The sequence below is a fragment of the Delftia sp. DT-2 genome, assembly GCF_028401915.1.
Taxonomy (GTDB): domain Bacteria; phylum Pseudomonadota; class Gammaproteobacteria; order Burkholderiales; family Burkholderiaceae_C; genus Comamonas; species Comamonas tsuruhatensis.
In genome coordinates, this window is the sequence record NZ_JAQOTI010000010.1 from 191,512 (window position 1) to 210,492 (window position 18,981).

Consider the following 18,981-nt stretch of genomic DNA (forward strand, 5'->3'; position numbering starts at 1 on the left):
CGGGCCATGGCGCAACTGTTTGAACGCCGGCCGGTGCCCGGGCAGGACGGCAGCAGCGGCTGATGCTCCGGCGCCTGTAGAGAGGCCCGCTCTCCCAAAGTCCCGCACCGCGTCTTCACCAGGTGCATCAACCCTGCCTCACCCCTGCGCCAACCCTGCTTCAACCCTGCGCTTGAGGCCCCAGGCGAAAAACGCTCACGGACTGCACAAGGTCATGCGCCTGCTGGCGCAGGCTCGTGGCTGCCGCCGCCATTTCCTCCACCAGGGCCGCGTTTTGCTGCGTCGCCTGGTCCATCTGCGTGACCGCCTCGCCCACTTGTGCCACGCCGCTGCGTTGTTCGGCGGAAGCCGCGCTGATCTCGCCCATGAGGTCGGTGACGCTGCGTATGCTCATCACCACTTCAGCCATGGTGCCTCCCGCGCGGTCGGCCAGCACAGAGCCCTGTTCGACCCGCTCGACGCTGTCGGAGATCAGGGCCTTGATCTCCTTGGCCGCCGCCGCGCTGCGGCCGGCCAGGCTGCGGACCTCGGAGGCCACCACAGCGAAGCCGCGGCCCTGTTCACCGGCACGCGCAGCCTCCACCGCAGCGTTCAGCGCCAGGATGTTGGTCTGGAACGCGATGCCGTCGATGACGTTGATGATGTCGGCGATGCGGCGCGAACTTTCACTGATGCCCTTCATCGTGTCCACGACCTGGGTGACCACCTCGCCCGCCTGCCCGGCCACGCCGCTGGCCTGCTGCGCGAGCGCGTTGGCCTTGCCCGCGCCATCCGCGTTCTGGGTCACGGTCGCTCCGAGCTGCTCCATGGAGGCCGCCGTCTGTTCAAGCGCGCTGGCCTGGCTCTCGGTTCGCGAGGACAGGTCGGTGTTGCCCTGGGCAATCTGGGTGCTTGCACTCGCCACGGATTCGCTGCCGCTGCGCACGACGGCCACGACCTGCGATAGCGCATCACTCATCTCGCCGAGGCTGCGCAGCAGGGTCCCCACTTCATCGTGGGTGGTGGCCTCCACCCGCTGCGTCAGATCCCCGCATGCCACCGCGCGTGCCACCTGGATGGCCCGGCCGATGGGAACCGTGATGGAGCGCGTGACCCAGGTGCCCAGCAAGGCGGCCAGCACGACGGCCACCAGCGCGCCCCCCAGCTCGAACGCCAGCGTCATTGCCGCCAGCGACTCGGTGCGCGTCAGGCGCTCGGCCATGAGCTGCTCCTCCTCCCGCACCAGGTCCGCCAGCAGTGCGCGCAGCCCATCCATGGCCGCCTTCTCGCGCCCCAGGGAGAACTCGCGAACCAGATCCTCGACCGTCGCCGTGCCATCCTGAACTTGCCGCCGCAGCGCCTGCAGCGGCTGCACCGCCTGCACGAATTCACGGTGGCGCAGCCGGATACCGTCGAGCCGGCGCTGCTGGGCGGGGTTGTCCTCGGTCAGGCGTACGGCCTCCTGCCAGGAGGCCTCGAACTCCTTGAGTCCTTCATCCCAGGGGGCCAGAAAACGGGAGTCGCCCGACAGGAGATAGCCCCGCGAGGCCGTCTCCATGTTGACCATGCCCGTGAGCATGCGCTGTCCCTGGGACATCACCTTGAAGGTGTGCTCGTTCCATTGCTGGGCCTCCTTGAGCCGGGACTGGCTGCTCACGGCCAGCGCGATGACAAGAAGAAAAATGGCGATGACGCATGCGAAGGCAGCTGCGAGACGGCGGGCCAGTGGCCAGTTGGACAAATTCATGATGATCATCGGTACGAACTGCGTGGCCGGAAAGACTGCACAAGGGCGCGGCGATCATGGTGTGAAGCCTCGCCTGCGCCTGGGGCCGTCATCTCCTGGCCGGGATCTACAAAGCACTTGCGCCAGCGGCTGCCGGGTGGCGGCCAGCGGGCGTGCGCTTTGTTTCTCTATGTAATATATTGGACAAAACATATTTTTGTCCTAGACAATTCGCAAAATCCCTCAAAACATTCCGGCCATGGCCGGACGTTTTGTTCCCTTCAGATCAATGACGCCACTTTCTGACCCCCTGCCTTTGGCGCCTGGCCCCGGGCTGCCCATCTCGGCCGTCGAACGCGAGACCGGACTTGCCAAGGACACCCTGCGCGTCTGGGAAAGACGCTACGGCTTTCCAAGGCCTGAACGGGATTCGGCAGGCGATCGCCGCTACCCGGCAGACCAGGTTCGACAACTGACCCTGATCCGGCGGCTCATGGATACGGGGCTGCGCCCCAGCAAGCTGATGGGCGTGGACCTGGACGGCCTGCAGGCGCTGCTGGCCCGCGCCGACACCTCGCCAGCCATGAATTTGTCCAGGACAAATTCAGAGAATGCAGCAGACTCTGACCGCTTCGCACCCATGCTCAACGCCATTGCCGCACATGATCCCGCCCAGCTCAGGCATTGCCTGAGCCTGGCCCAGTCGCGCATGGGCCTGGCCGGTTTCGTGACCACGCTCGTGGCCCCGCTGACCACGGCGGTCGGCGAATTCTGGGCACAGGGGCGTTTTGAAGTGTTCGAAGAGCACCTGTACACCGAGGTGCTCACCGGCGTCTTGAGGCAGGCGATCGCCTCGCTCGTCCCGCCTTCCCCGCCGCCCGCGCCCAAGGTGTTGCTGACCACGCTGCCGCAGGAGATGCATGGACTTGGGCTGCTCATGGTCGAAGCCCTGCTGGCCCTGGAAGGCTGCAACTGCGTATCGCTGGGCACCCAGACGCCCATCGGCGACGTGGCACAGGCCGCGCGGGCGCATCGCGCCGACATCGTGGGGCTGAGCTTCAGCAGCGCGCACAACGGAGCGATAGCGCAGGCTTGCCTGGGCGAGCTGCGCAGCCACCTGCCGCCGGCCATCGAGTTGTGGGCCGGTGGAGCATGCCCGGCGCTCTATTCCAGCCCTGTCGCGGGCATCACGCCGGTGCGCCATCTCACGGATCTGCAACCGCTGGTCGCCCGATGGCGGCAGACGACAAGAACATCAAGGACATACGCATGAACTTTCCCGCCCCCCGCCCCGTCTTCATCGCCAGGCGGCGCACCCTGCTGGCAGCGACCCTTGGCGCCGGCCTGCTGGCCAGCGGTTGCGCCAGCATGCGCCCGCCAGGCTCGGTCACGCCCGTCTCACCGTTCGACCTGCAGCGCTACCAGGGCTTGTGGTATGAACTGGCACGGCTGGACCATGGTTTCGAGCGGGGCATGACCGATGTGACCGCCGAGTACACGCCGCAGGCAGACGGCAGCGTGAAGGTGGTGAACCGGGGGTTTTCCGTGCCCCGGGGCCAGTGGCAGCGCGCCGTCGGCAAGGCCTTGTTCACGGGCAAGCCGGACACGGCTTCGCTCAAGGTCTCCTTCTTCGGCCCGTTCTACGGCGGCTACCATGTGGCCGCCCTGGACCCTGACTACCGCTGGGCGCTGGTCCTCGGGCCGGACACGCAGTACTGCTGGATACTGGCCAGGGAGCCGAAACTGCCCCCGCAGACCCTGCAATCCATCGTTGCCAAGGCAGGGGAACTGGGCGTCGATACCAGCGCGCTGATCTGGGTCAGCCATGATCGGCACCAGGAAGCGCGCAGCCAGGAGGCCTTGTGAACAGCCTGCCCCCCGTCGCGGTGATCGGCGCAGGAATGGCGGGTTTGGCCTGCGCACAGTTGCTGGCCGAGGCTGGCTGCCGCGTGGATATCTTCGAGAAAAGCCGAGGCCCTTCCGGGCGCATGAGCACACGGCGCGCGCAGGATCCGCAGGGTGCGTGGCAGTGCGATCACGGCGCCCCATCGTTTGCAGCCCAGGACCCGGAGTTTGTGCAGGAGGTGCGCCAGTGGGAGCAGCACGGCGTTGTCGCCGCCTGGCGTCCGCGCGCAGTGCGCCTGCAGGGCACAGACGCGGTGCCCGCAGAGGCAGGCCCCGACCGCTGGGTGGGCGTGCCGCGCATGACCTCTCCCGCAGCGTTTCTTGTCCAGCGGCTTGGACAGCAGGGGCATGGCGTACGGCTGCACCTGCAGGCCACGGTGCAGCATTTGCAGCACGGGCCTGCCCGCTGGACAGTGCACTGTGCCGAACAAGGGCAGATGGGGCCGGAATACTGCGCCCTGGTGCTGGCAGTGCCTGCACCGCAGGCGGCAGCCTTGCTGGAGCCGGTCTCGCCCTATGCGTCGGCACTGGCCGCCAGCGCGCGCATGCAGCCTTGCTGGGTGGCCATGCTGCGCACCGACGCCCCCCTGCCGCTGGACTGGGATGCGGCAGAAATCACGGATGGCCCGCTGTGCTGGGTGGCACGCGACAGCGCCAAGCCAGGGCGGCAAGGGCAACAAGGGCAGCAGACCTGGGTACTGCATGCCAGTGCACGGTGGAGCCAGGATCACATCGAATCGGACGCTGAATCCGTGGCCGGGCAACTGCTGCAGGCATTCGAGGCCCTGACCGGCCCACTGGCCGGCTCTCTGTCCGACTCTCTGCCAGGCGGCCTGCGCGTCACTGCCCACCGCTGGCGCTATGCGCTGCCGGCGCCGCACCTGGTCAACCGCTACTGGTGGGATGCGCCTGCGGGCCTGGGCCTGTGCGGCGACTGGATGTGCGGCGCAGGCGTCGAAGGCGCCTGGCTCAGCGGACGGGCGCTGGCCCGGCGCGCCCTGGCCACGCTGACGCGCTGAACCACAGGAACGCCCGCGCCATGCACAAGAAGCCCCACCTTCCCTCCAAGCTGTGTGCGTGCTGCGGTCTTGCGTTCACATGGCGCAAAAAATGGGCACGTGATTGGGACGAGGTCAAATACTGCTCGCAGCGCTGCCGCACCGCGCGACTGCCGCCTGATCCCACTCCCCCATCTGCAGGCCGTCAGCCAAGGCGCTGACCTCCAAGCGGGCCATGCGCCCCGCACATTCTGGAGCCCTGGATTGCCGCCAGGCCGGCCCCATAATGCGCCACCCCATTGCATCAAGGAATTGGCACCTATGTCTTCCGGCGGCTTTCACGTCCACGGCCCACACGATCACGAACTCGAACATGCTGCCCAGGGCGAGCATGGCCAAACCGCCCATCACGGCATCGGCGGCGGCAGCCTGACCAACCAGATCGCCATGTGCACGGCAGTCATCGCCACGGTGGGCGCCATCTTCGCGTACATGGGCGGCGCCACCCAGGCCAATGCCGGGCTGTACAAGAACGACGCAGCCATCAAGAAGACCGAAGCGGCCAACCAGTGGGCCTTCTTCCAGGCCAAGAGCACCAAGCAATCGCTGTCCGAGTTCGCGCGTGATCTGGCGACCACGGAGGACAGGCGGGCGGCCTACCAGGCCAAGGTGGAGCGCTACGAAAAGGAAAAGGACGACATCAAGCGCGATGCCGACCGCCTGGAAGCCGAGGCCCGGCAATGGGACGAGAAGTCCGAGATGCAGATGCACCTGCATCACCGCTGGGCGCAGGCCACCACCGCGCTGCAGGTCGCCATTGCCCTTGCAGCCATCGCGCTGCTGACCAAGAAGAAATGGCTGGAATACGCCATGCTCGGCGTGGCAGCGCTGGGCCTTGGCGTGGGCGGGCTGGCCATGCTGCACATCTAGAGCGTGTGGCAAAGCCGCAAAGCCGCATATCCGCCTTGGAAGGCAGCTGTGAAACAGCCCCCCCCGATTCCCCGGCCTTGCCCGCGGCTCAGTCCTCGCTGGGACGGGGGTAGCCTGCCTCTGCCCAGGCTTGCGCAGACGTCCGGGTGAGCTGATGGTCCGGCCTGACTCCCACCTTGGCCAGCTCGCTGCCGTCGGCGGCAGTGGCGGTGAGCGTGGCGCTGGGATTGTCCTCATCGGGCTCGATATCCAGAGAGACGGTCACGCGTGACCCGCCCACCACGATCTGCACATCCTTGTGCAACTGCGCTGCCAGATGCTGCTCATGCCGGCGCATCACCTCGTGCGCCGTCTTCACGAGCGTGTTGAAGGCGGAAACGTCCAGCGGCTTGGGATTTTTCTTGTCGCGGCCCATGGTCCACGGGCCGACCAGGCTTGGCTCCGCCTGGCCGTCCTGGGTCATGGCAACGGCCCAGCCATCGTCGTCTTCATTCTTGATGACGCGGGCCTCCCAGCCGTTGTGATGCCAAAGGCGGTCTTCGAAGATTGAGACGACTTCTTGTTCGAGTTCTGCGGACATGTCCAGACCCTTCCCTTGTGGAAACTATCGAGCCCGAAATTCTACTGTCTATCCATACAGTTCGCGCGCAGGGGTCTATTGCGCAAGCGGCGGCTTCCACGGGGCCATGACACCCGGCAGATACGGTAGCCACGGCAGTCAAAGCAGGCGTGCAGGCTGGTCATCAGCGTCTGACCGAGCTGCGTCAGGTTGCCTCGCTTGCACGTCGCGCTCGCCGCAAATTGCCGCTGGAGCGAAGGGCTTGCGAGTACGATAAGCTTCAAGTCTTATTGAAGGTCAAGGCATCCCTGCCGAGGTCACGTATGAACATTGGCGAACTGAGCAAACGCACAGGCCTGTCCACATCACGCATTCGTTTTTATGAGCAAAGCGGCCTGCTGCAAGCGGCTGAGCGTGGCGCGAATGGCTACCGCAGCTATCCGCCTGAGATGGTGCAGATGCTGGAGCTGATTGCGATTGCGCAAGGGGTGGGCTTCAGCCTGGATGAAATTCGTGCACTCTTGCCGCCCGGCCTGCAAGGCTGGGACCATGAGGCCGTCGTAGGCGCGCTGCGCCAAAAAATTGCCGATATCAAGGCCATGGAGAAAAAGCTGCAGACCAGCAAAAAGCAGTTGCAGGCTTTGTTGTCCGATATTGAAGCGCGGCCAGACAACATGGATTGCCATGACAACGCACGCCGTGTGCTCTCCCATGTACTGGCCCAGCAATCCGAATCCCTGGCCTCTGAAGCAGCGGCCGAAGAAAAAATGGGCAAGCTCATGCGCACCGGACACAAGAAGCGGGCAAGCGCGGCATAGGCCTGCGCCAGTTTGGAACGTGGCCCTAGCGCCTTGCCAAAGCCTGCACCACCTGCTTGGCAGTCGCTTTGGCCGACCCCGGGTTTTGCCCGGTGATGAGGCGGCCCTCGGCCACCACATACGACATAAAAGGCAGCAAGGCTTTCTGATAGCGCGCACCGCGCATCTTCATCTCCTGCTCGGCGTTGTAGGGCATGGACCGGGCCACTCCGGCCAGGATTTCTTCCGTCCATGAAAAACCCGTGACCCGTTTGCCCGCGACCAGCAAAGAGCCGTCGCTGAGCTGCGTATTGAGCAGGCCGCAGTAGCCGTGGCAAACCGATGCAACGATGCCACTTCGCTCCCAGATGCTGCGTGTGATGCGCTGCAGCCCCGCACTATCGGGAAAATCCCACATCACCGCATGCCCTCCGGTGAAGTAGATGGCATCGAAATCGTTCGCATCGATATCGGCAGGTGCCGCAGTGTTCGCCAGCAGGGCCATGCGCGCGGGATCATCGAGCCAGGCTTTGGCCGAAGCATCGAAGTGCGGCCATTGGAGTGCGCGCGGCTCCAGCGGTACGGCGCCACCCAGCGGGCTCACCAGTTGTTGCAGATACCCTTGCGCAGCAAACACATCCCAGGCATGGGTCAGCTCCGACAGCCACAGCCCTGTGGCGTGCGCAGGGTCGTCGTAATGAGCGACATTGGTGACGACATGCAAGATACGTGGCGTACTCATGATGACTCCTGCGCGATGTGCTTGAGGCCCTGTGCGTAGCTGGTGACAGCAAAGTCGGGAAAGCGGCGCTTGAACTTGGACGAATCAAACACATTGTCGTGCGCGTAGCGTGGCAGCAGTTCACGCAGTTCGCGCACGGGCTTGGAGACCCAGCCAGCAACCACCATGGCCAGGTGGCTCAGTACCTTGTAGCGCGGCTCAACCCCAAAGGTTGCAGCCGCCAGGTTCACAAAGGCCTGATAGGTCAGCCGCTCGTCCCAGCAAGGCAGATGCCAGGTCTGGCCATACGCATCTTGCGCATTGCCAATGGCTGCCATGGCGCGGCTTGCATCGGGCGTCCAGATCAGGGTGCGCAGCTTGTCGTCACGGACCGGCACTTTGGCCTTCTGGCCCGCCTTGAGCGGGCCGATCACCAGGGTGTTGGTGATGCTTTGGGTTTTGCCGGGGCCGTAGAACTCTGGCGCGCGGGCAATGGCGACGGGGATATCGCCGCGCTGCATCTCGGCCAGCACCATCTCGGCCATCAAGGCGCGCACGCGCCCCTTGCGGCCCACCGGGGCAAAGGCGGTTTCCTCGGTCTGCCGCTGCGCGGTTTGCGGGTACATGTAGGTGTTGTCGAAGTAGACAAACTTGGCCCCCGCTGCCCGCGTGGCATCGAGCGCGTTGCGCAGCATGGCAGGAAATTGCCCCTCCCATAACTCGGTGTCTGGTGGCAAGCCGGCGGTGAAGTACACGACCTCGCTGCCACGCACGGCCTCCAGGGTTTGCGCGGAATTCATCAGGTCGGCGGACACCAGCTCGTCCGTATCGTTCACCTTGCGCGGCTTGCGGCTGACCAGGCGCAGGTTCTGCGTGTAGTTGCGATGGAGCTCGCGCACCAGCTCCACCGCGATCTGGCCATTGGCGCCCAAAATGGTTTGCATATCGATCCTTGCAGCATCTTGTGTGATGAGAGGATAAGGAGCTTAAGCTTCAAGTTGAGTTGAAGGTCAAGCGGCAAACTACAGATCCCTGATACCAGGTCGAAGACAAACCCGCCGGCTCGCTCAGCGGGTGGACTCTTTGGTCGCTCCGGCACAAATGTTGACGCGACAGGCGTTTCATTCCAGCGTAGTGTCAAACCGGTGATGGTGCCATCGCATCAACAAGGCACCGAAACGGACTGGGATGAAGCCGAGGTTTATTCCAGTCCGCTCATCGGCTCTATTGATTCCTGCGGTCAATCAGGCATCAATCAGCAAAGTCAACGCCCCCGCATCCCCATCAAAACCTCAATCGTCACCGTCGTCGCGTCGTCATCCGGCCTTTTGCGATGCGCGATGCCCAACGCCCTTGACAGTGCCGGCCGCAAGGGTCGCGTGGTGATGCGGGGGTCAGGCTGCGGTGCGCCGGCCTCGTGGGGCAGCAGCGCGGCGCCGTAGCCCGCTGCCACCAGGCTCTTCATTGCGTCGTTGTAGTTCAGCTCGATGCGTGCCTGCGGCCGGGCGCCGCCTGCGGCAAACCATTCGGCGGTCTGGCGCGACAGCCGGGTGCCACGGTCGTTGGCGATCAGGGGGCGGGCCGCAAGCCAGGCGGGCGTGATGTGTCGCGGCGGTTTCCAGGCGGCCGGGATGAAGGCGAGCACGGGGTCCTGGCGCCAGGCCTGCACCTGCAGCCCGCGCAGCACGGGCTGCGGCAAGGCAACGATGCCGATGTCCAGGCTGCCGGCCGCCAGGCGCGCCAGGGCTTCCTCGCTGGTCATCACCGCCACTTGCACGTCGATCTCGGGATGCCGGGCGGCCAGGGTTTCCAGTGCCTGGGGCAAGAGGTGCGCGAGTGCGCCAGTGGAGGCGCCCAGGCGCACGCGGCCCCCGCGCGTGGCGATCTGGCGCTGCACGGTCTGCAGGAGATCGTCGGCCTCGGCCAGGAGCTGGCGCGCCTTGTCTATCAGCAGGCTGCCCGCCGATGTGGCGGTGACGCCGGCCGGTGCGCGGTGCAATAGACGTGTTCCCAGACGCTCTTCGAGCTGCGCCACATGCAGCGTCACCGTGGGCGGCGCCAGGTGCAGCACCTTGGCGGCGGCGGCGAACGAGCCCAGGTCGGCCACCGTCAGCAGGGTGCGCAGACGGTCCAGATTGATTTCGCGCATGGTGCGGTGTCCCAGGTTGCCAGCAATTCAGGAATCATGAATCCGTAGTTTGTCAGATTCAACTGGCCTGCATGCGGCAGGCGCTGCAACATGCGCTCCACACCCAATCGGAGCAACCCATGACCTCTCTTGTTTTCATCGATGGCGACCAAGGCACCACCGGCCTGCAGGTGCGCGAATGGCTGGCGGATCGGACCGACCTGCGCCTGCTGCAGCTGCCGGCCGACCAGCGCAAAAGCACGGCGCACCGCGCCGAGGCGCTCAACGACTGCGACATCGCCTTGCTGTGCCTGCCGGACGAGGCTGCGCGCGAGGCCGTGGCGCTGGTGCGCCGGCCCGGCGTGCGCGTGATCGATGCGAGTTCTGCGCATCGCACCGCTCCGGGCTGGGTCTATGGCCTGCCGGAACTGGAGGCAGGCCAGGCTGAACGCATCGCCCATGCCCGGCGCGTCAGCAATCCCGGCTGCTATCCGACAGGTGCGCTGGCACTGCTCAGGCCCTTGATCGACGCGGGCCTGCTGCCCCCCGACTACCCGCTGGCCATTCACGCGGTATCGGGCTATTCGGGACGGGGCCGCGCAGGACTGCTGGACCATGAGGGCGCTGCCGCCGCCACTGCCGTGCCCCTGCAGGTCTATGGCCTGGGACTGCACCACAAGCACGTGCCCGAGATACAGCAGCATGCCGGCCTGGCCCATGCGCCCGTGTTCGTGCCGGCCTATGGCCACTACCGGCAAGGCATCGTGCTGACCATCGCCCTGCATCTGCGGCTGCTGCCCGCTGGTGTGACCGCCCGCAGCCTGCACGCTGCGCTGCAGGCGCGGTACCAGGGCCAGCCCTGCATCGAGCTGCAACCCCTGGAGGAGGACGCCGACGCGCAGCGGCTCGATCCGCGTGCGCTCAATGGCAGCAACCGGATGCGGCTGGCGGTGTTCGGACAGCCGCAGGAAGAGCAGGTGCTGCTGACCGCCGTGTTCGACAACCTGGGCAAGGGCGCCGCCGGCGCGGCGGTGCAGAACCTTGATCTGATGCTCGGGCTGCAGCCGATGCTGCAGCCAGGATGCGATGAATCCCTGAGCCTGGTGTGAGCCTGGTGTGAGCCTGGTGTGAGCGTGGAGTGAGTGCGGTGTGAGCAGCCGGCCTGGGGAAGACGGGCAAGATCCGGGCAATCCTGCTTCAAGCCTCGACGCCACAGGCCACCGACAGATAGCTTTTCATGCGCGCGCTGGCCCGTTCCGGGTCCGCCAGCGCACCGCAGGCATCGGCCAGCTCGAACACCTTGGCAAAGTGCACGGCCCCGCGTGCAGACTGCATTGCGCCGGCCATGGAGAAGTGCTTCTGGTGGCCATTGAGCCAGGCCAGGAACACGATGCCTGCCTTGTAGTGCCGCGTGGGCGCGCAAAAAATCTCGCGCGACAGCGCCACCGTGGGATCCAGCAGTTCCCGGAAGCGTCCCCTGCGGCCCTGGGCCAGTTCGGCCAGCGCCACGGCCGCCACCGGGGCGATGGGGTCGAAGATGCCCAGCAGGCCGTGGGAGTGGCCGCCCTCACCGGCTGCCGTCCCATCGCCGGCCATGAGTTCGGCGTAGTGGAAATCGTCACCCGTGTACATCTTCACGCCCGCAGGCAGCCTGCGGCGCAGCGCCCTCTCCCATTGCGCATCGAGCAGCGATACCTTGATGCCTTCGACCTTGGGCGCCTTCGCTGCGATCAGCGCGGCGACGGTATCAAGGGCCTGCGCCAGGTCCGTACTGCCCCAGTAGCCGCGCAGCGCAGGGTCGAACATCTCGCCGAGCCAGTGCAGCACCACGGGCTGGTCGGCAGCGTCCAGCAGCCGGTCATAGAGTTGCAGATAGTCCTGCGGGCCGCGCGCGGCCTGGACCAGGGCGCGGCTGGCCATGAGGACCACGGGGCAGCCTTCGGCCTGCACCACGTCCATCTGCTCGCGGTAGGCCCCCTCGACCTGTGCCAGCGTGACCCCGGGTTGCGCCGCCAGCTGGTCGGTGCCCGCGCCGCAGGCCAGCTGGCCGCCCACTGCCCGCGCATGGCGCGCGCTGCGCTGGATGAGTTCGCGTGCCGATGGCCAGTCCAGGCCCATGCCGCGCTGGGCCGTGTCCATGGCTTCGGCGACCTTGAAGCCCAGGCGGTACAGATGCTCGCGGAAGGCCAGCGTCGCCTCCCAATCGATGGCAGGCGGGCCATCCCAGGGATGCGTGGTTGCCAACGGGTCGATCACCACATGGGCCGCTGCATAGACGCTGCGGTTGAAGGCAGGGGCCGGGCCCGCGGGAGCGATGGGACTGGCCTTCATGGCCAGTGGCACGAGACGGCCGTCGCCTCGGGGAAGGAGGATCTGCATGGGGGTCTCCTGCCTCAAGCCCGTCGGCCGAGGATGTGGTCGGCAGCCTTCTCGGCCACCATGATGGTGGGAGCGTTGGTGTTGCACGAGGGGATGAAGGGCATCACGGACGCATCGGCCACGCGCAGCCCCTCCATGCCGATGAGCTGCAGTTGCGGCGTCACCACGCTGTCCGGGTCGTGCTCGGGGCCCATGCGGCAGGTGCCCACGGGATGGTGGTCGGTCTTGGCATGGGCGCAGGCGTAGTCAGACAGCTCGGCATCGCTGTCCCGATGTCCGCCCGGCAATACCTCGCCGTGCACGTAGCGCTGCAGCGCTGGCTGGCCCAGCAGCTTGCGCGCAAGGCGCAGGCCCTTGATGGACATGGCCCGGTCATGGGGGTCTGCCCAGTAGTTGGGATCGATCAATGGCGCCGACGCCGGGTCTGCATCCGCGAGCCGGACCGTGCCGCGCGAGCGGGGGCGCAGGTAGGCCGTGTTCAGCGTCACGCCTGCGTTCTCCAGCCCGGTGATTCCGGCTTCTATGCCCGAGCCCAGCCCCAGATGGAACTGGATGTCGGGCGAGCGCGCGAGCGCATCGGGGTCGGCATACCAGAAGCCCCCGGTCTCGAAGAGGCTGGAGGCGGCCGGCCCTTTCTTGAGCAGCAGGTACTGCAGGCCCGCCCAGGCCGCGTGCCAGGGGCGCTGGTATTTGTCGTAGGTGTGGTCGCCCGTGCATTCGGCGATCACGAACAGGTCCAGGTGGTCCTGCAGGTTGGAGCCGACACCAGGGAGGTCATGCACAGGCGCCAGCCCCACGCTGCGCAGATGGTCGGCAGGGCCTATGCCGGAGTGCATCAGCAGCCTGGGCGAGCCTATGGCGCCCGAGCAGACGATGACTTCGCGGCTGGCGTGCACGCTGAAAGGCGTGCGGCTGGTGCCCGAGACCGCCTCCACGCCAACCGCGCGCCTGCCCTGCACCAGCACGCGCAGCGCCTGGGTCTGCAGCTGGATGGTCAGATTGGGGCGGCGCATGCGCACCGGATCGATGAAGCCCGTGGCGGCCGACGCACGGCGCGCATTCCACTGCGTGAGCTGGTAGTAGCCCAGGCCCTGCTGCGCGGCACCGTTGAAGTCGGGGTTGAAGGGCATGCCCATTTCCTGGCCGGCCTGGAAGAAGGCCTCGCAGATGGGCAGCGGGCTGACGGGGCAGGACACGCCCAGCGGGCCGCCGTAGCCGTGGTACTCGTTGGCAAAGCGCTGGTTGTTCTCCGACCGCTTGAAGTACGGCAGCACGTCGCGCCAGGACCAGCCCGTGGCGCCGCCCAGGCGCTCCCAGTCGTCATAGTCTGCCGGCACGCCGCGCGTGTACAGCTGGGCGTTGATGGTCGAGCCGCCACCGATGACCTTGGCCTGCGTGTAGCGCAGCACGCGCTGGTTCAGATGCCGCTGCGGCACGGTCTGCCATCCCCAGGAGCCCCGGCCCCGGGTCATGCGCGCAAAACCCGCAGGCCAGTGGTACAGAAGATGCGAGTCCCAGCCCCCGGCCTCCAGCAGCAGCACGCGCACCGAGGGGTCGGCGCTCAGCCGGTTGGCCAGCACGCAGCCGGCCGAGCCCGCGCCCGTGATGATGTAGTCATAGCTGTCCATGGTCATCCTCCTCACAGACGCGCGATGGAGAGCGCGCCATCCACATGCAGCACCGACCCCGTCGCAAACGCCAGCCTGCCGCTTGCCAGCGCGCTGGCGGCCTGCGCCACGTCCTCGGGCCGGCCCCAGCGGCCCATGGGCACAAGGCCCGCAGCGATCAGGCCGTCGTACCGATCGGCAGCACCCGCCGTCATGGCCGTGCGGACGATGCCGGGGCGCAGCTCGAACACGCCAATGCCGTGCGCCGCCAGGCGCAGCGCGAACAGGCGCGTCAGCATGCCCAGGCCGGCCTTGGACAGGCAGTACTCGCCGCGCTCCACCGACGCCATCTCGCCGCTGACCGAGGACACGGTGACGATGGACCGCGCAGCGCCCGAAGACGCAGCCAGCATGCGCTGCGCCACGGCCTGCGTGAAAAAGAAGCTGCCGCGCAGGTTGGTGGCCATCACCCGGTCGAAGTCCTCGGCGCGGATGTCCAGCAGATCGCCGCGGCGCGGCGATCCCATGCCTGCGTTGTTGACCAGGCAGGACGGCACACCGCCCCAGGCGCAGACCGCATCGAGCACACGAGCGTGGTCGTGCACGTCGGCCAGGTCGCCGCGCACACGCAGCGCACGCGCGCCGCAGGCCTGGATCTGCGCGACGCTGGCGCCGTCACTGGCGCCATCGTCCTGCAGCGTGGTGATGGCCACGTCAAAGCCGTCGTGCGCCAGTTGCAGCGCAATGGCGGCGCCTATGCCCTGGCTGCCGCCGGTGACCAGGGCCACGGGGCGCCGTACCGTCGATTGCGGATTCATGGCAGCAGCTCCTGAAGGTGGTGACGCAGGTGACAGCCCACGCGCAGGGCCTGGGCCGCCACGGTCAGCGCGGGGTTGACGGCGGCCGAGGACGGGAAGAATCCCGCATCGACCACATACAGGTTGTCCAGCTCCCAGGCCTTGCACTGCGGGTCCAGCGCCGAGGTGGCCGGATCACTCCCAAGGCGCACCGTTCCGCACTGGTGCGACACCACCTCGGTGCCGAAGCCGCGCGACAGCACCAGCGGGTAGCCGGTGCCGCGCAGTATCTGGGCGCAGCGCGCCACCCAACGCTGGTGGGCGCGCAGGTTGGTGCGGTGCCAGTGCAGGTCGATGGCTCCGTCTGCGCGCAGCGTGACGCGGCTGCTGGGGTGGGGCAGGTCCTCGCTTTGCGCGTACCAGTCCACACTGCGCTCGGCCAGCGCGCTGCGCAGCCACCTCGGGGTGCCCGGCAGGGCGGCACGCAGCATGGGCTCGCGGATCTTTCCCAGCAGTTGCAGGCTGCCCAGCGGCGGGCCGCCCGCGCCATCGCCAAAATAGAAGTCGTGCAGCGCCAGCGTCTTGGGAAAGCGCGTGCGGTTGCGCCTGAACGGGTGCCATGCCATCAGGGCCGTGGTGTTGTGCGTCATGTAGTGGCGGCCCACCACGTCGCTGCCATTGGCCAGGCCGCGCGGATGCCGCGCATTGGCCGAGCGCAGCAGCAGGGCCGCCGAGTTGATGGCGCCGGCACTGAGCACGAACAGCCCCGCCGTGATGCGGCGCGCCACGCCGCGGTCCACCACCTCCGCCGCGACGACGCGCCGCCCGCCCGCATCGGTGAGCAGGCGCTGAACGCGCACGCCGGTATGCAGCCGCACATTGCGGTGCGCCAGCGCAGGCCGCAGCAGGCAGGTTTCGGCATCGCCCTTGGCCCCCACCATGCAGGGCACGGCGTCGCAATTGGCGCAGCGCCGGCAGTGTCCGCCCGGTCCCAGGTCGATGGCGCAGGGCATGGGAAACGGCCGCAGGCCCTGGGCACGCAAGCGCTGCTCGATGCGCGAAAGCAGCGGCTCGTGCGGCACCGGGGGATGGGCATAGGCCGTGCTGCGCGGCGGCTCCGTGGGGTCGGCACCGCCCTGGCCGCGCACGCCGAACAGCTGCTCGGCCAGGGCATACCAGGGTTCGAGATCGGCATAGCGCAGCGGCCAGGCGGGCGAGATGCCCTCCTCATGCTCCACCGCCTCGAAATCGCGCTGCCGAAAGCGCAGCATGGCCGTGCCGTAGAACTTGGTGTGCCCGCCCACGAAATAGAACATGCCGGGCCGAAACGCCCGCCCGCTGGCGTACCAGACCTCGTCGGTCTGGTAGCGTCTTTCGGCGAAGACGGCCTCGATGTCCCAGTTCTGCGCCTCGCGCGGCAGCACCGGGCCGCGCTCCAGCACCCATACGCTCGCACCGCTGTCCGCCAGTTGCAGGGCCACGGCCGAGCCGCCCACGCCCGAGCCGATGATGAGCACATCGCAGTCCAGCCCGTTGTGCGCCATGGCGGTCATGCGATCAGCGCCTGGGTGGCGGCATCGAAGCAGACCAGCCGAGACAGGTCGATCAGCAGGCGTGCCCTGTCCCCGGCGCGCAACGGCGCATCGGGCGGCAGCCGCGCGGTGAACGCATGGCCACCGAGCTCCAGCAGGGCCAGCGTGTCCGATCCGGTGGGCTCCAGCAGCTCGACGCGGGCCTCGGCCAGGCCCTGGCCAGGGGCGGCCGGCACGCCTTCGGGCGCCAGGCCCACGGCCTCGGCACGTATGCCGGCAATGACTTCGCGGCCCGCATGGCCCTGCAGCGCGGTGGCCAGCGGCTGCGGCAGGGGCAGGGACTGGCCGCCGATATCGAGGAAGGGACCGCCCTGCCCCTCACCCGCCCCCTCACCCACGCGCGCAGGCAGCAGGTTCATGCGCGGCGACCCCATGAAGCCCGCCACAAAGGTGTTGGCCGGCCGGTTGTAGACCTGCTGCGGCGTGCCCAGCTGCTGCAGCACCCCGCCCTTCATGACGGCGATGCGCGTGGCCAGGGTCATGGCCTCGATCTGGTCGTGCGTGACATAGATGATGGTGGCGCCCAGGCGCTGATGCAGCTTCTTGATCTCGGCGCGCATGTCCACGCGCAGCTGGGCATCGAGGTTGGACAGCGGCTCGTCGAACAGGTAGAGCTGCGGCTCGCGCGCCAGCGCCCGCCCTATGGCCACGCGCTGGCGCTGGCCGCCCGACAGCTGGCGCGGCTTGCGCCCCAGCAGGTGCTCTATCTGCAGCAGCCTGGACACCTCCTGCACCCGCTCAAGGCGCCGCGACTTGTCCACCTTGCGCATCTCCAGCGGAAAGCCGATGTTGCCCGCCACGGTCATGTTGGGGTACAGCGCATAGGACTGGAACACCATGGAGATGTCGCGCTCGGCCGGCGCCGCGTGGGTGATGTCGCGGCCGCCCAGCGCCAGACGGCCGCCGCTGGGCGGCTCCAGGCCCGCGATGATGTTCATCAGCGTGCTCTTGCCACAGCCCGACGGGCCGACGAGGACCAGGAATTCGCCCTCCTGCACGGCAATGCTGATGTCCTGCAGGATGCTGGCCGCGCCGAAGCGCTTGTGGATGCGGTCGAGATCAAGGAATGCCATGGAATGCCTCACTGCAAGATGCTGGGCATCAGCCTTTGACGGCGCCGGCCATCAGCCCGCGCACGAAGAACCGGCCCGACACCAGGTACACGGCCAGCGTCGGCAAGGCCGCGATGAACGCCCCCGCGAAGTGGACGTTGTATTCCTTGACGCCGGTGCTGCTGTTGACCAGGTTGTTCAGCGCCACGGTCAGCGGGTAGGAGCTGAAATCGCTGAACGAGGCGCCGAACAGGAACTCGTTCCAGATGCTGGTGAACTGCCATATCGCGGCCACCACGACGATGGGCAGGCTGTTGGGCAGCAGCACGCGCCACAGCAGCCCGAAGAACCCCGCGCCATCCATGCGCGCCGAGCGCACCAGCTCGGCCGGGAAGGCCGCGTAGTAGTTGCGAAAGAACAGCGTGGTGAAGCCTATGCCGTACACCGTGTTGACGAAGACCAGGCCCTTGAGGCTGCCCGCCAGGCCCAGCGCCCCCAGCATCTTGGCCATGGGGATCAGCACGATCTGGAATGGAATGAAGACCGACAGCAAGATGGCGCCGAACAGCAGGTCCGCCCCCCGGAAACGGAACTGGGTCAGGATGCAGCCGTTGAGCGCGCCCAGGGCCGTGGACAGCAGCACGGATGGCACGGCCACCAGGAAGGAATTGAGGAAGAACGGCCGCAGCCCCGTGGCCTGCACGCCGATCTGCGCCGTGCTCCAGGCGCTGCGCCAGGGCGCCAGCGTCCACTGGCCGGGCAGCGCCAGCAGGTGGCCGCTGCGGATCTCGTCGAGCGGCTTGAACGAATTGGCCAGCATCACATAGACCGGCAGCAGGAAGACCGCCGCCAGCAGGACCAGCGCCGCATACAGCAGCACGCGCCAGGGCTGAAGCCGCCGTGTCAAGGACCAGGGTGTGCGCAGCTCAGTCATGGCGACCTCCTGCGCTGCGCATGGCGCCCCAGAGATAGGGCAGGACGATGGCGCCCACGGCCAGCAGCATCAGCACCGAGCTGGCCGCGCCCACGGCCATCTCGTTGCGGGTGAACGAGTACTGGTACATGAACACCGAGGGCAGCCAGGTCGAGCGGCCGGGCCCGCCATTGGTCAGCGCAATCACCAGGTCATAGGACTTGATGGCCATGTGCGCCAGGATCACGAAGGCCGATACGAAAACCGGCCCCAATTGCGGCAGGACGATGCGCCAGTAGACCTGCCAGGTGCGCGCGCCATCGAGCCGCGCCGCATGGATCTGCTCGGAGTCCACCCCGCGCAGGCCCGCCAGGAACAGGGCCATGGCAAAGCCGCTGGTCTGCCACACGGCGGCGATGACCACGCAGTAGATGGCCATGTCGCCGTCCTTGATCCAGCCGAACGCAAAACCCTGCCAGCCCAGCAGGTGCATGGATTTTTCCAGGCCCACGCCGGGGTCGAGCAGCCATTTCCACGCCGTTCCCGTGACGATGAAGGACAGGGCCATGGGGTACAGGAAGATGGAGCGCAGCACGGCCTCGGCGCGGATCTTCTGGTCGATCAGGATGGCCAGTACCAGGCCCAGCGCCATGGCAATGGCGATGTAGAGGCTGGCGAACACCGCGAGGTTGTTCGCCGAGATCTTCCAGTTCTCCAGCCCCAGCAGCCGCGTGTAGGCAGCGGTGCCGGCCCATTCATGGCGCGGCAGCAGGGTCGATGCCGTGAACGACAGATAGACCGTGAACAGAATGCATCCGTACACGCACACCAGCGTGAGCAGCACGCTGGGGCTGAGCAGCAGCCTGGGGAGCCAGCCGGCCTTCATGGCAGGGGCCTC

The 18,981-nt window shown here is 67.1% G+C and carries 19 protein-coding genes; 7 read left to right on the plus strand and 12 right to left on the minus strand.

Features of this window, described 5'->3' with window-relative positions; translation table 11 throughout:
• Positions 1-160: 160 nt before the first annotated feature.
• Positions 161-1,735 (minus strand): methyl-accepting chemotaxis protein, encoded by a 1,575-nt coding sequence (locus PO605_RS19530; RefSeq protein ID WP_047472603.1) that lies wholly within the window; start codon positions 1,733-1,735, stop codon positions 161-163.
• A gap of 259 nt (positions 1,736-1,994) precedes the next feature.
• Here PO605_RS19530 and PO605_RS19535 point away from each other — a divergent pair, with 259 nt between their 5' ends.
• The 5 genes from PO605_RS19535 to PO605_RS19555 all read left to right on the plus strand — a co-directional run bounded on the left by PO605_RS19535 (position 1,995) and on the right by PO605_RS19555 (position 5,538).
• Positions 1,995-2,978 carry a MerR family transcriptional regulator gene (locus PO605_RS19535; RefSeq protein WP_052195816.1) on the plus strand — a complete coding sequence of 328 codons (984 nt, stop codon included), beginning with the start codon at positions 1,995-1,997 and terminating at the stop codon, positions 2,976-2,978.
• The gene (locus tag PO605_RS19540; RefSeq protein WP_047472605.1) at positions 2,939-3,571 is read left to right on the plus strand and encodes a lipocalin family protein; all 633 of its coding nucleotides are present in this window, start codon (positions 2,939-2,941) and stop codon (positions 3,569-3,571) included. Before PO605_RS19535 ends, PO605_RS19540 begins: the two co-directional genes overlap by 40 nt.
• Entirely contained in the window at positions 3,568-4,629 is a 1,062-nt protein-coding gene (locus PO605_RS19545) for an NAD(P)/FAD-dependent oxidoreductase (protein ID WP_047472606.1), read from the plus strand. Before PO605_RS19540 ends, PO605_RS19545 begins: the two co-directional genes overlap by 4 nt.
• Positions 4,630-4,649: 20 nt before the next feature.
• A complete protein-coding gene (locus PO605_RS19550) occupies positions 4,650-4,829 on the plus strand; it encodes a DUF2256 domain-containing protein (RefSeq protein ID WP_013801983.1) in 180 nt (59 codons plus the stop codon).
• Between the two features lie 100 nt (positions 4,830-4,929).
• Positions 4,930-5,538, plus strand: coding sequence for a DUF4337 domain-containing protein (locus PO605_RS19555; protein ID WP_012206105.1), 609 nt, complete (start codon positions 4,930-4,932; stop codon positions 5,536-5,538).
• Between the two features lie 88 nt (positions 5,539-5,626).
• On the opposite strand, the gene PO605_RS19560 is transcribed toward PO605_RS19555, so the two are convergent.
• On the minus strand, positions 5,627-6,118 hold the full coding sequence (locus PO605_RS19560; protein ID WP_016446290.1) for a hypothetical protein: 492 nt from the start codon (positions 6,116-6,118) through the stop codon (positions 5,627-5,629).
• Between the two features lie 302 nt (positions 6,119-6,420).
• On the opposite strand from PO605_RS19560, the gene PO605_RS19565 reads away from it, so the two are divergent.
• Positions 6,421-6,915, plus strand: coding sequence for a MerR family transcriptional regulator (locus PO605_RS19565; RefSeq protein WP_016451534.1), 495 nt, complete (start codon positions 6,421-6,423; stop codon positions 6,913-6,915).
• A 25-nt stretch (positions 6,916-6,940) separates the two neighbouring features.
• Here PO605_RS19565 and PO605_RS19570 read toward each other — a convergent pair whose 3' ends face one another.
• The 3 genes from PO605_RS19570 to PO605_RS19580 form a co-directional block, all read right to left on the minus strand.
• The gene (locus PO605_RS19570; protein ID WP_016446292.1) at positions 6,941-7,636 is read right to left on the minus strand and encodes a type 1 glutamine amidotransferase domain-containing protein; all 696 of its coding nucleotides are present in this window, start codon (positions 7,634-7,636) and stop codon (positions 6,941-6,943) included.
• Positions 7,633-8,559 carry an NAD-dependent epimerase/dehydratase family protein gene (locus PO605_RS19575; RefSeq protein WP_047472607.1) on the minus strand — a complete coding sequence of 309 codons (927 nt, stop codon included), beginning with the start codon at positions 8,557-8,559 and terminating at the stop codon, positions 7,633-7,635. The genes PO605_RS19570 and PO605_RS19575 overlap by 4 nt, the downstream gene beginning before the upstream one ends.
• A 320-nt stretch (positions 8,560-8,879) precedes the next feature.
• On the minus strand, positions 8,880-9,764 hold the full coding sequence (locus tag PO605_RS19580; RefSeq protein WP_017407463.1) for a LysR family transcriptional regulator: 885 nt from the start codon (positions 9,762-9,764) through the stop codon (positions 8,880-8,882).
• A 119-nt stretch (positions 9,765-9,883) separates the two neighbouring features.
• On the opposite strand from PO605_RS19580, the gene argC reads away from it, so the two are divergent.
• Complete coding sequence (argC, locus tag PO605_RS19585) at positions 9,884-10,852, plus strand: N-acetyl-gamma-glutamyl-phosphate reductase (RefSeq protein ID WP_272206763.1); 969 nt, start codon at positions 9,884-9,886, stop codon at positions 10,850-10,852.
• A gap of 88 nt (positions 10,853-10,940) precedes the next feature.
• Here the strand turns inward: argC and PO605_RS19590 are convergent, their stop codons facing one another.
• The 7 genes from PO605_RS19590 to PO605_RS19620 are packed head-to-tail and all read right to left on the minus strand — an operon-like array spanning position 10,941 to position 18,969.
• Entirely contained in the window at positions 10,941-12,122 is a 1,182-nt protein-coding gene (locus tag PO605_RS19590; RefSeq protein WP_272206764.1) for a dihydrodipicolinate synthase family protein, read from the minus strand.
• 14 nt (positions 12,123-12,136) lie between these two features.
• A complete protein-coding gene (locus PO605_RS19595) occupies positions 12,137-13,750 on the minus strand; it encodes a GMC family oxidoreductase (protein ID WP_272206765.1) in 1,614 nt (537 codons plus the stop codon).
• Positions 13,751-13,761: 11 nt separating this feature from the next.
• A complete protein-coding gene (locus tag PO605_RS19600; protein ID WP_272206766.1) occupies positions 13,762-14,547 on the minus strand; it encodes a 3-ketoacyl-ACP reductase in 786 nt (261 codons plus the stop codon).
• Positions 14,544-16,079: a GMC family oxidoreductase gene (locus PO605_RS19605; protein WP_272206767.1), complete on the minus strand. Its 1,536-nt coding sequence runs from the start codon at positions 16,077-16,079 to the stop codon at positions 14,544-14,546. The genes PO605_RS19600 and PO605_RS19605 overlap by 4 nt, the downstream gene beginning before the upstream one ends.
• A complete protein-coding gene (locus tag PO605_RS19610) occupies positions 16,076-17,191 on the minus strand; it encodes an ABC transporter ATP-binding protein (RefSeq protein WP_272206768.1) in 1,116 nt (371 codons plus the stop codon). Before PO605_RS19610 ends, PO605_RS19605 begins: the two co-directional genes overlap by 4 nt.
• 28 nt (positions 17,192-17,219) lie before the next feature.
• Positions 17,220-18,104 (minus strand): carbohydrate ABC transporter permease, encoded by an 885-nt coding sequence (locus tag PO605_RS19615; protein WP_047216922.1) that lies wholly within the window; start codon positions 18,102-18,104, stop codon positions 17,220-17,222.
• Entirely contained in the window at positions 18,097-18,969 is an 873-nt protein-coding gene (locus tag PO605_RS19620) for a carbohydrate ABC transporter permease (RefSeq protein ID WP_082001472.1), read from the minus strand. The genes PO605_RS19615 and PO605_RS19620 overlap by 8 nt, the downstream gene beginning before the upstream one ends.
• Positions 18,970-18,981: the final 12 nt, after the last annotated feature.

Excerpts from the sequence above, each read along its gene's own strand:
- PO605_RS19530 (WP_047472603.1), bottom strand. The coding sequence starts at position 1,735 with ATGATCATCATGAATTTGTCCAACTGGCCACTGGCCCGCCGTCTCGCA.
- PO605_RS19535 (WP_052195816.1), top strand. The coding sequence starts at position 1,995 with ATGACGCCACTTTCTGACCCCCTGCCTTTGGCGCCTGGCCCCGGGCTG.
- PO605_RS19540 (WP_047472605.1), top strand. The coding sequence starts at position 2,939 with ATGGCGGCAGACGACAAGAACATCAAGGACATACGCATGAACTTTCCC.
- PO605_RS19550 (WP_013801983.1), top strand. The coding sequence starts at position 4,650 with ATGCACAAGAAGCCCCACCTTCCCTCCAAGCTGTGTGCGTGCTGCGGT.
- PO605_RS19555 (WP_012206105.1), top strand. The coding sequence starts at position 4,930 with ATGTCTTCCGGCGGCTTTCACGTCCACGGCCCACACGATCACGAACTC.
- PO605_RS19560 (WP_016446290.1), bottom strand. The coding sequence starts at position 6,118 with ATGTCCGCAGAACTCGAACAAGAAGTCGTCTCAATCTTCGAAGACCGC.
- PO605_RS19565 (WP_016451534.1), top strand. The coding sequence starts at position 6,421 with ATGAACATTGGCGAACTGAGCAAACGCACAGGCCTGTCCACATCACGC.
- PO605_RS19570 (WP_016446292.1), bottom strand. The coding sequence starts at position 7,636 with ATGAGTACGCCACGTATCTTGCATGTCGTCACCAATGTCGCTCATTAC.
- PO605_RS19575 (WP_047472607.1), bottom strand. The coding sequence starts at position 8,559 with ATGCAAACCATTTTGGGCGCCAATGGCCAGATCGCGGTGGAGCTGGTG.
- PO605_RS19580 (WP_017407463.1), bottom strand. The coding sequence starts at position 9,764 with ATGCGCGAAATCAATCTGGACCGTCTGCGCACCCTGCTGACGGTGGCC.
- argC (WP_272206763.1), top strand. The coding sequence starts at position 9,884 with ATGACCTCTCTTGTTTTCATCGATGGCGACCAAGGCACCACCGGCCTG.
- PO605_RS19590 (WP_272206764.1), bottom strand. The coding sequence starts at position 12,122 with ATGCAGATCCTCCTTCCCCGAGGCGACGGCCGTCTCGTGCCACTGGCC.
- PO605_RS19595 (WP_272206765.1), bottom strand. The coding sequence starts at position 13,750 with ATGGACAGCTATGACTACATCATCACGGGCGCGGGCTCGGCCGGCTGC.
- PO605_RS19600 (WP_272206766.1), bottom strand. The coding sequence starts at position 14,547 with ATGAATCCGCAATCGACGGTACGGCGCCCCGTGGCCCTGGTCACCGGC.
- PO605_RS19605 (WP_272206767.1), bottom strand. The coding sequence starts at position 16,079 with ATGACCGCCATGGCGCACAACGGGCTGGACTGCGATGTGCTCATCATC.
- PO605_RS19610 (WP_272206768.1), bottom strand. The coding sequence starts at position 17,191 with ATGGCATTCCTTGATCTCGACCGCATCCACAAGCGCTTCGGCGCGGCC.
- PO605_RS19615 (WP_047216922.1), bottom strand. The coding sequence starts at position 18,104 with ATGACTGAGCTGCGCACACCCTGGTCCTTGACACGGCGGCTTCAGCCC.
- PO605_RS19620 (WP_082001472.1), bottom strand. The coding sequence starts at position 18,969 with ATGAAGGCCGGCTGGCTCCCCAGGCTGCTGCTCAGCCCCAGCGTGCTG.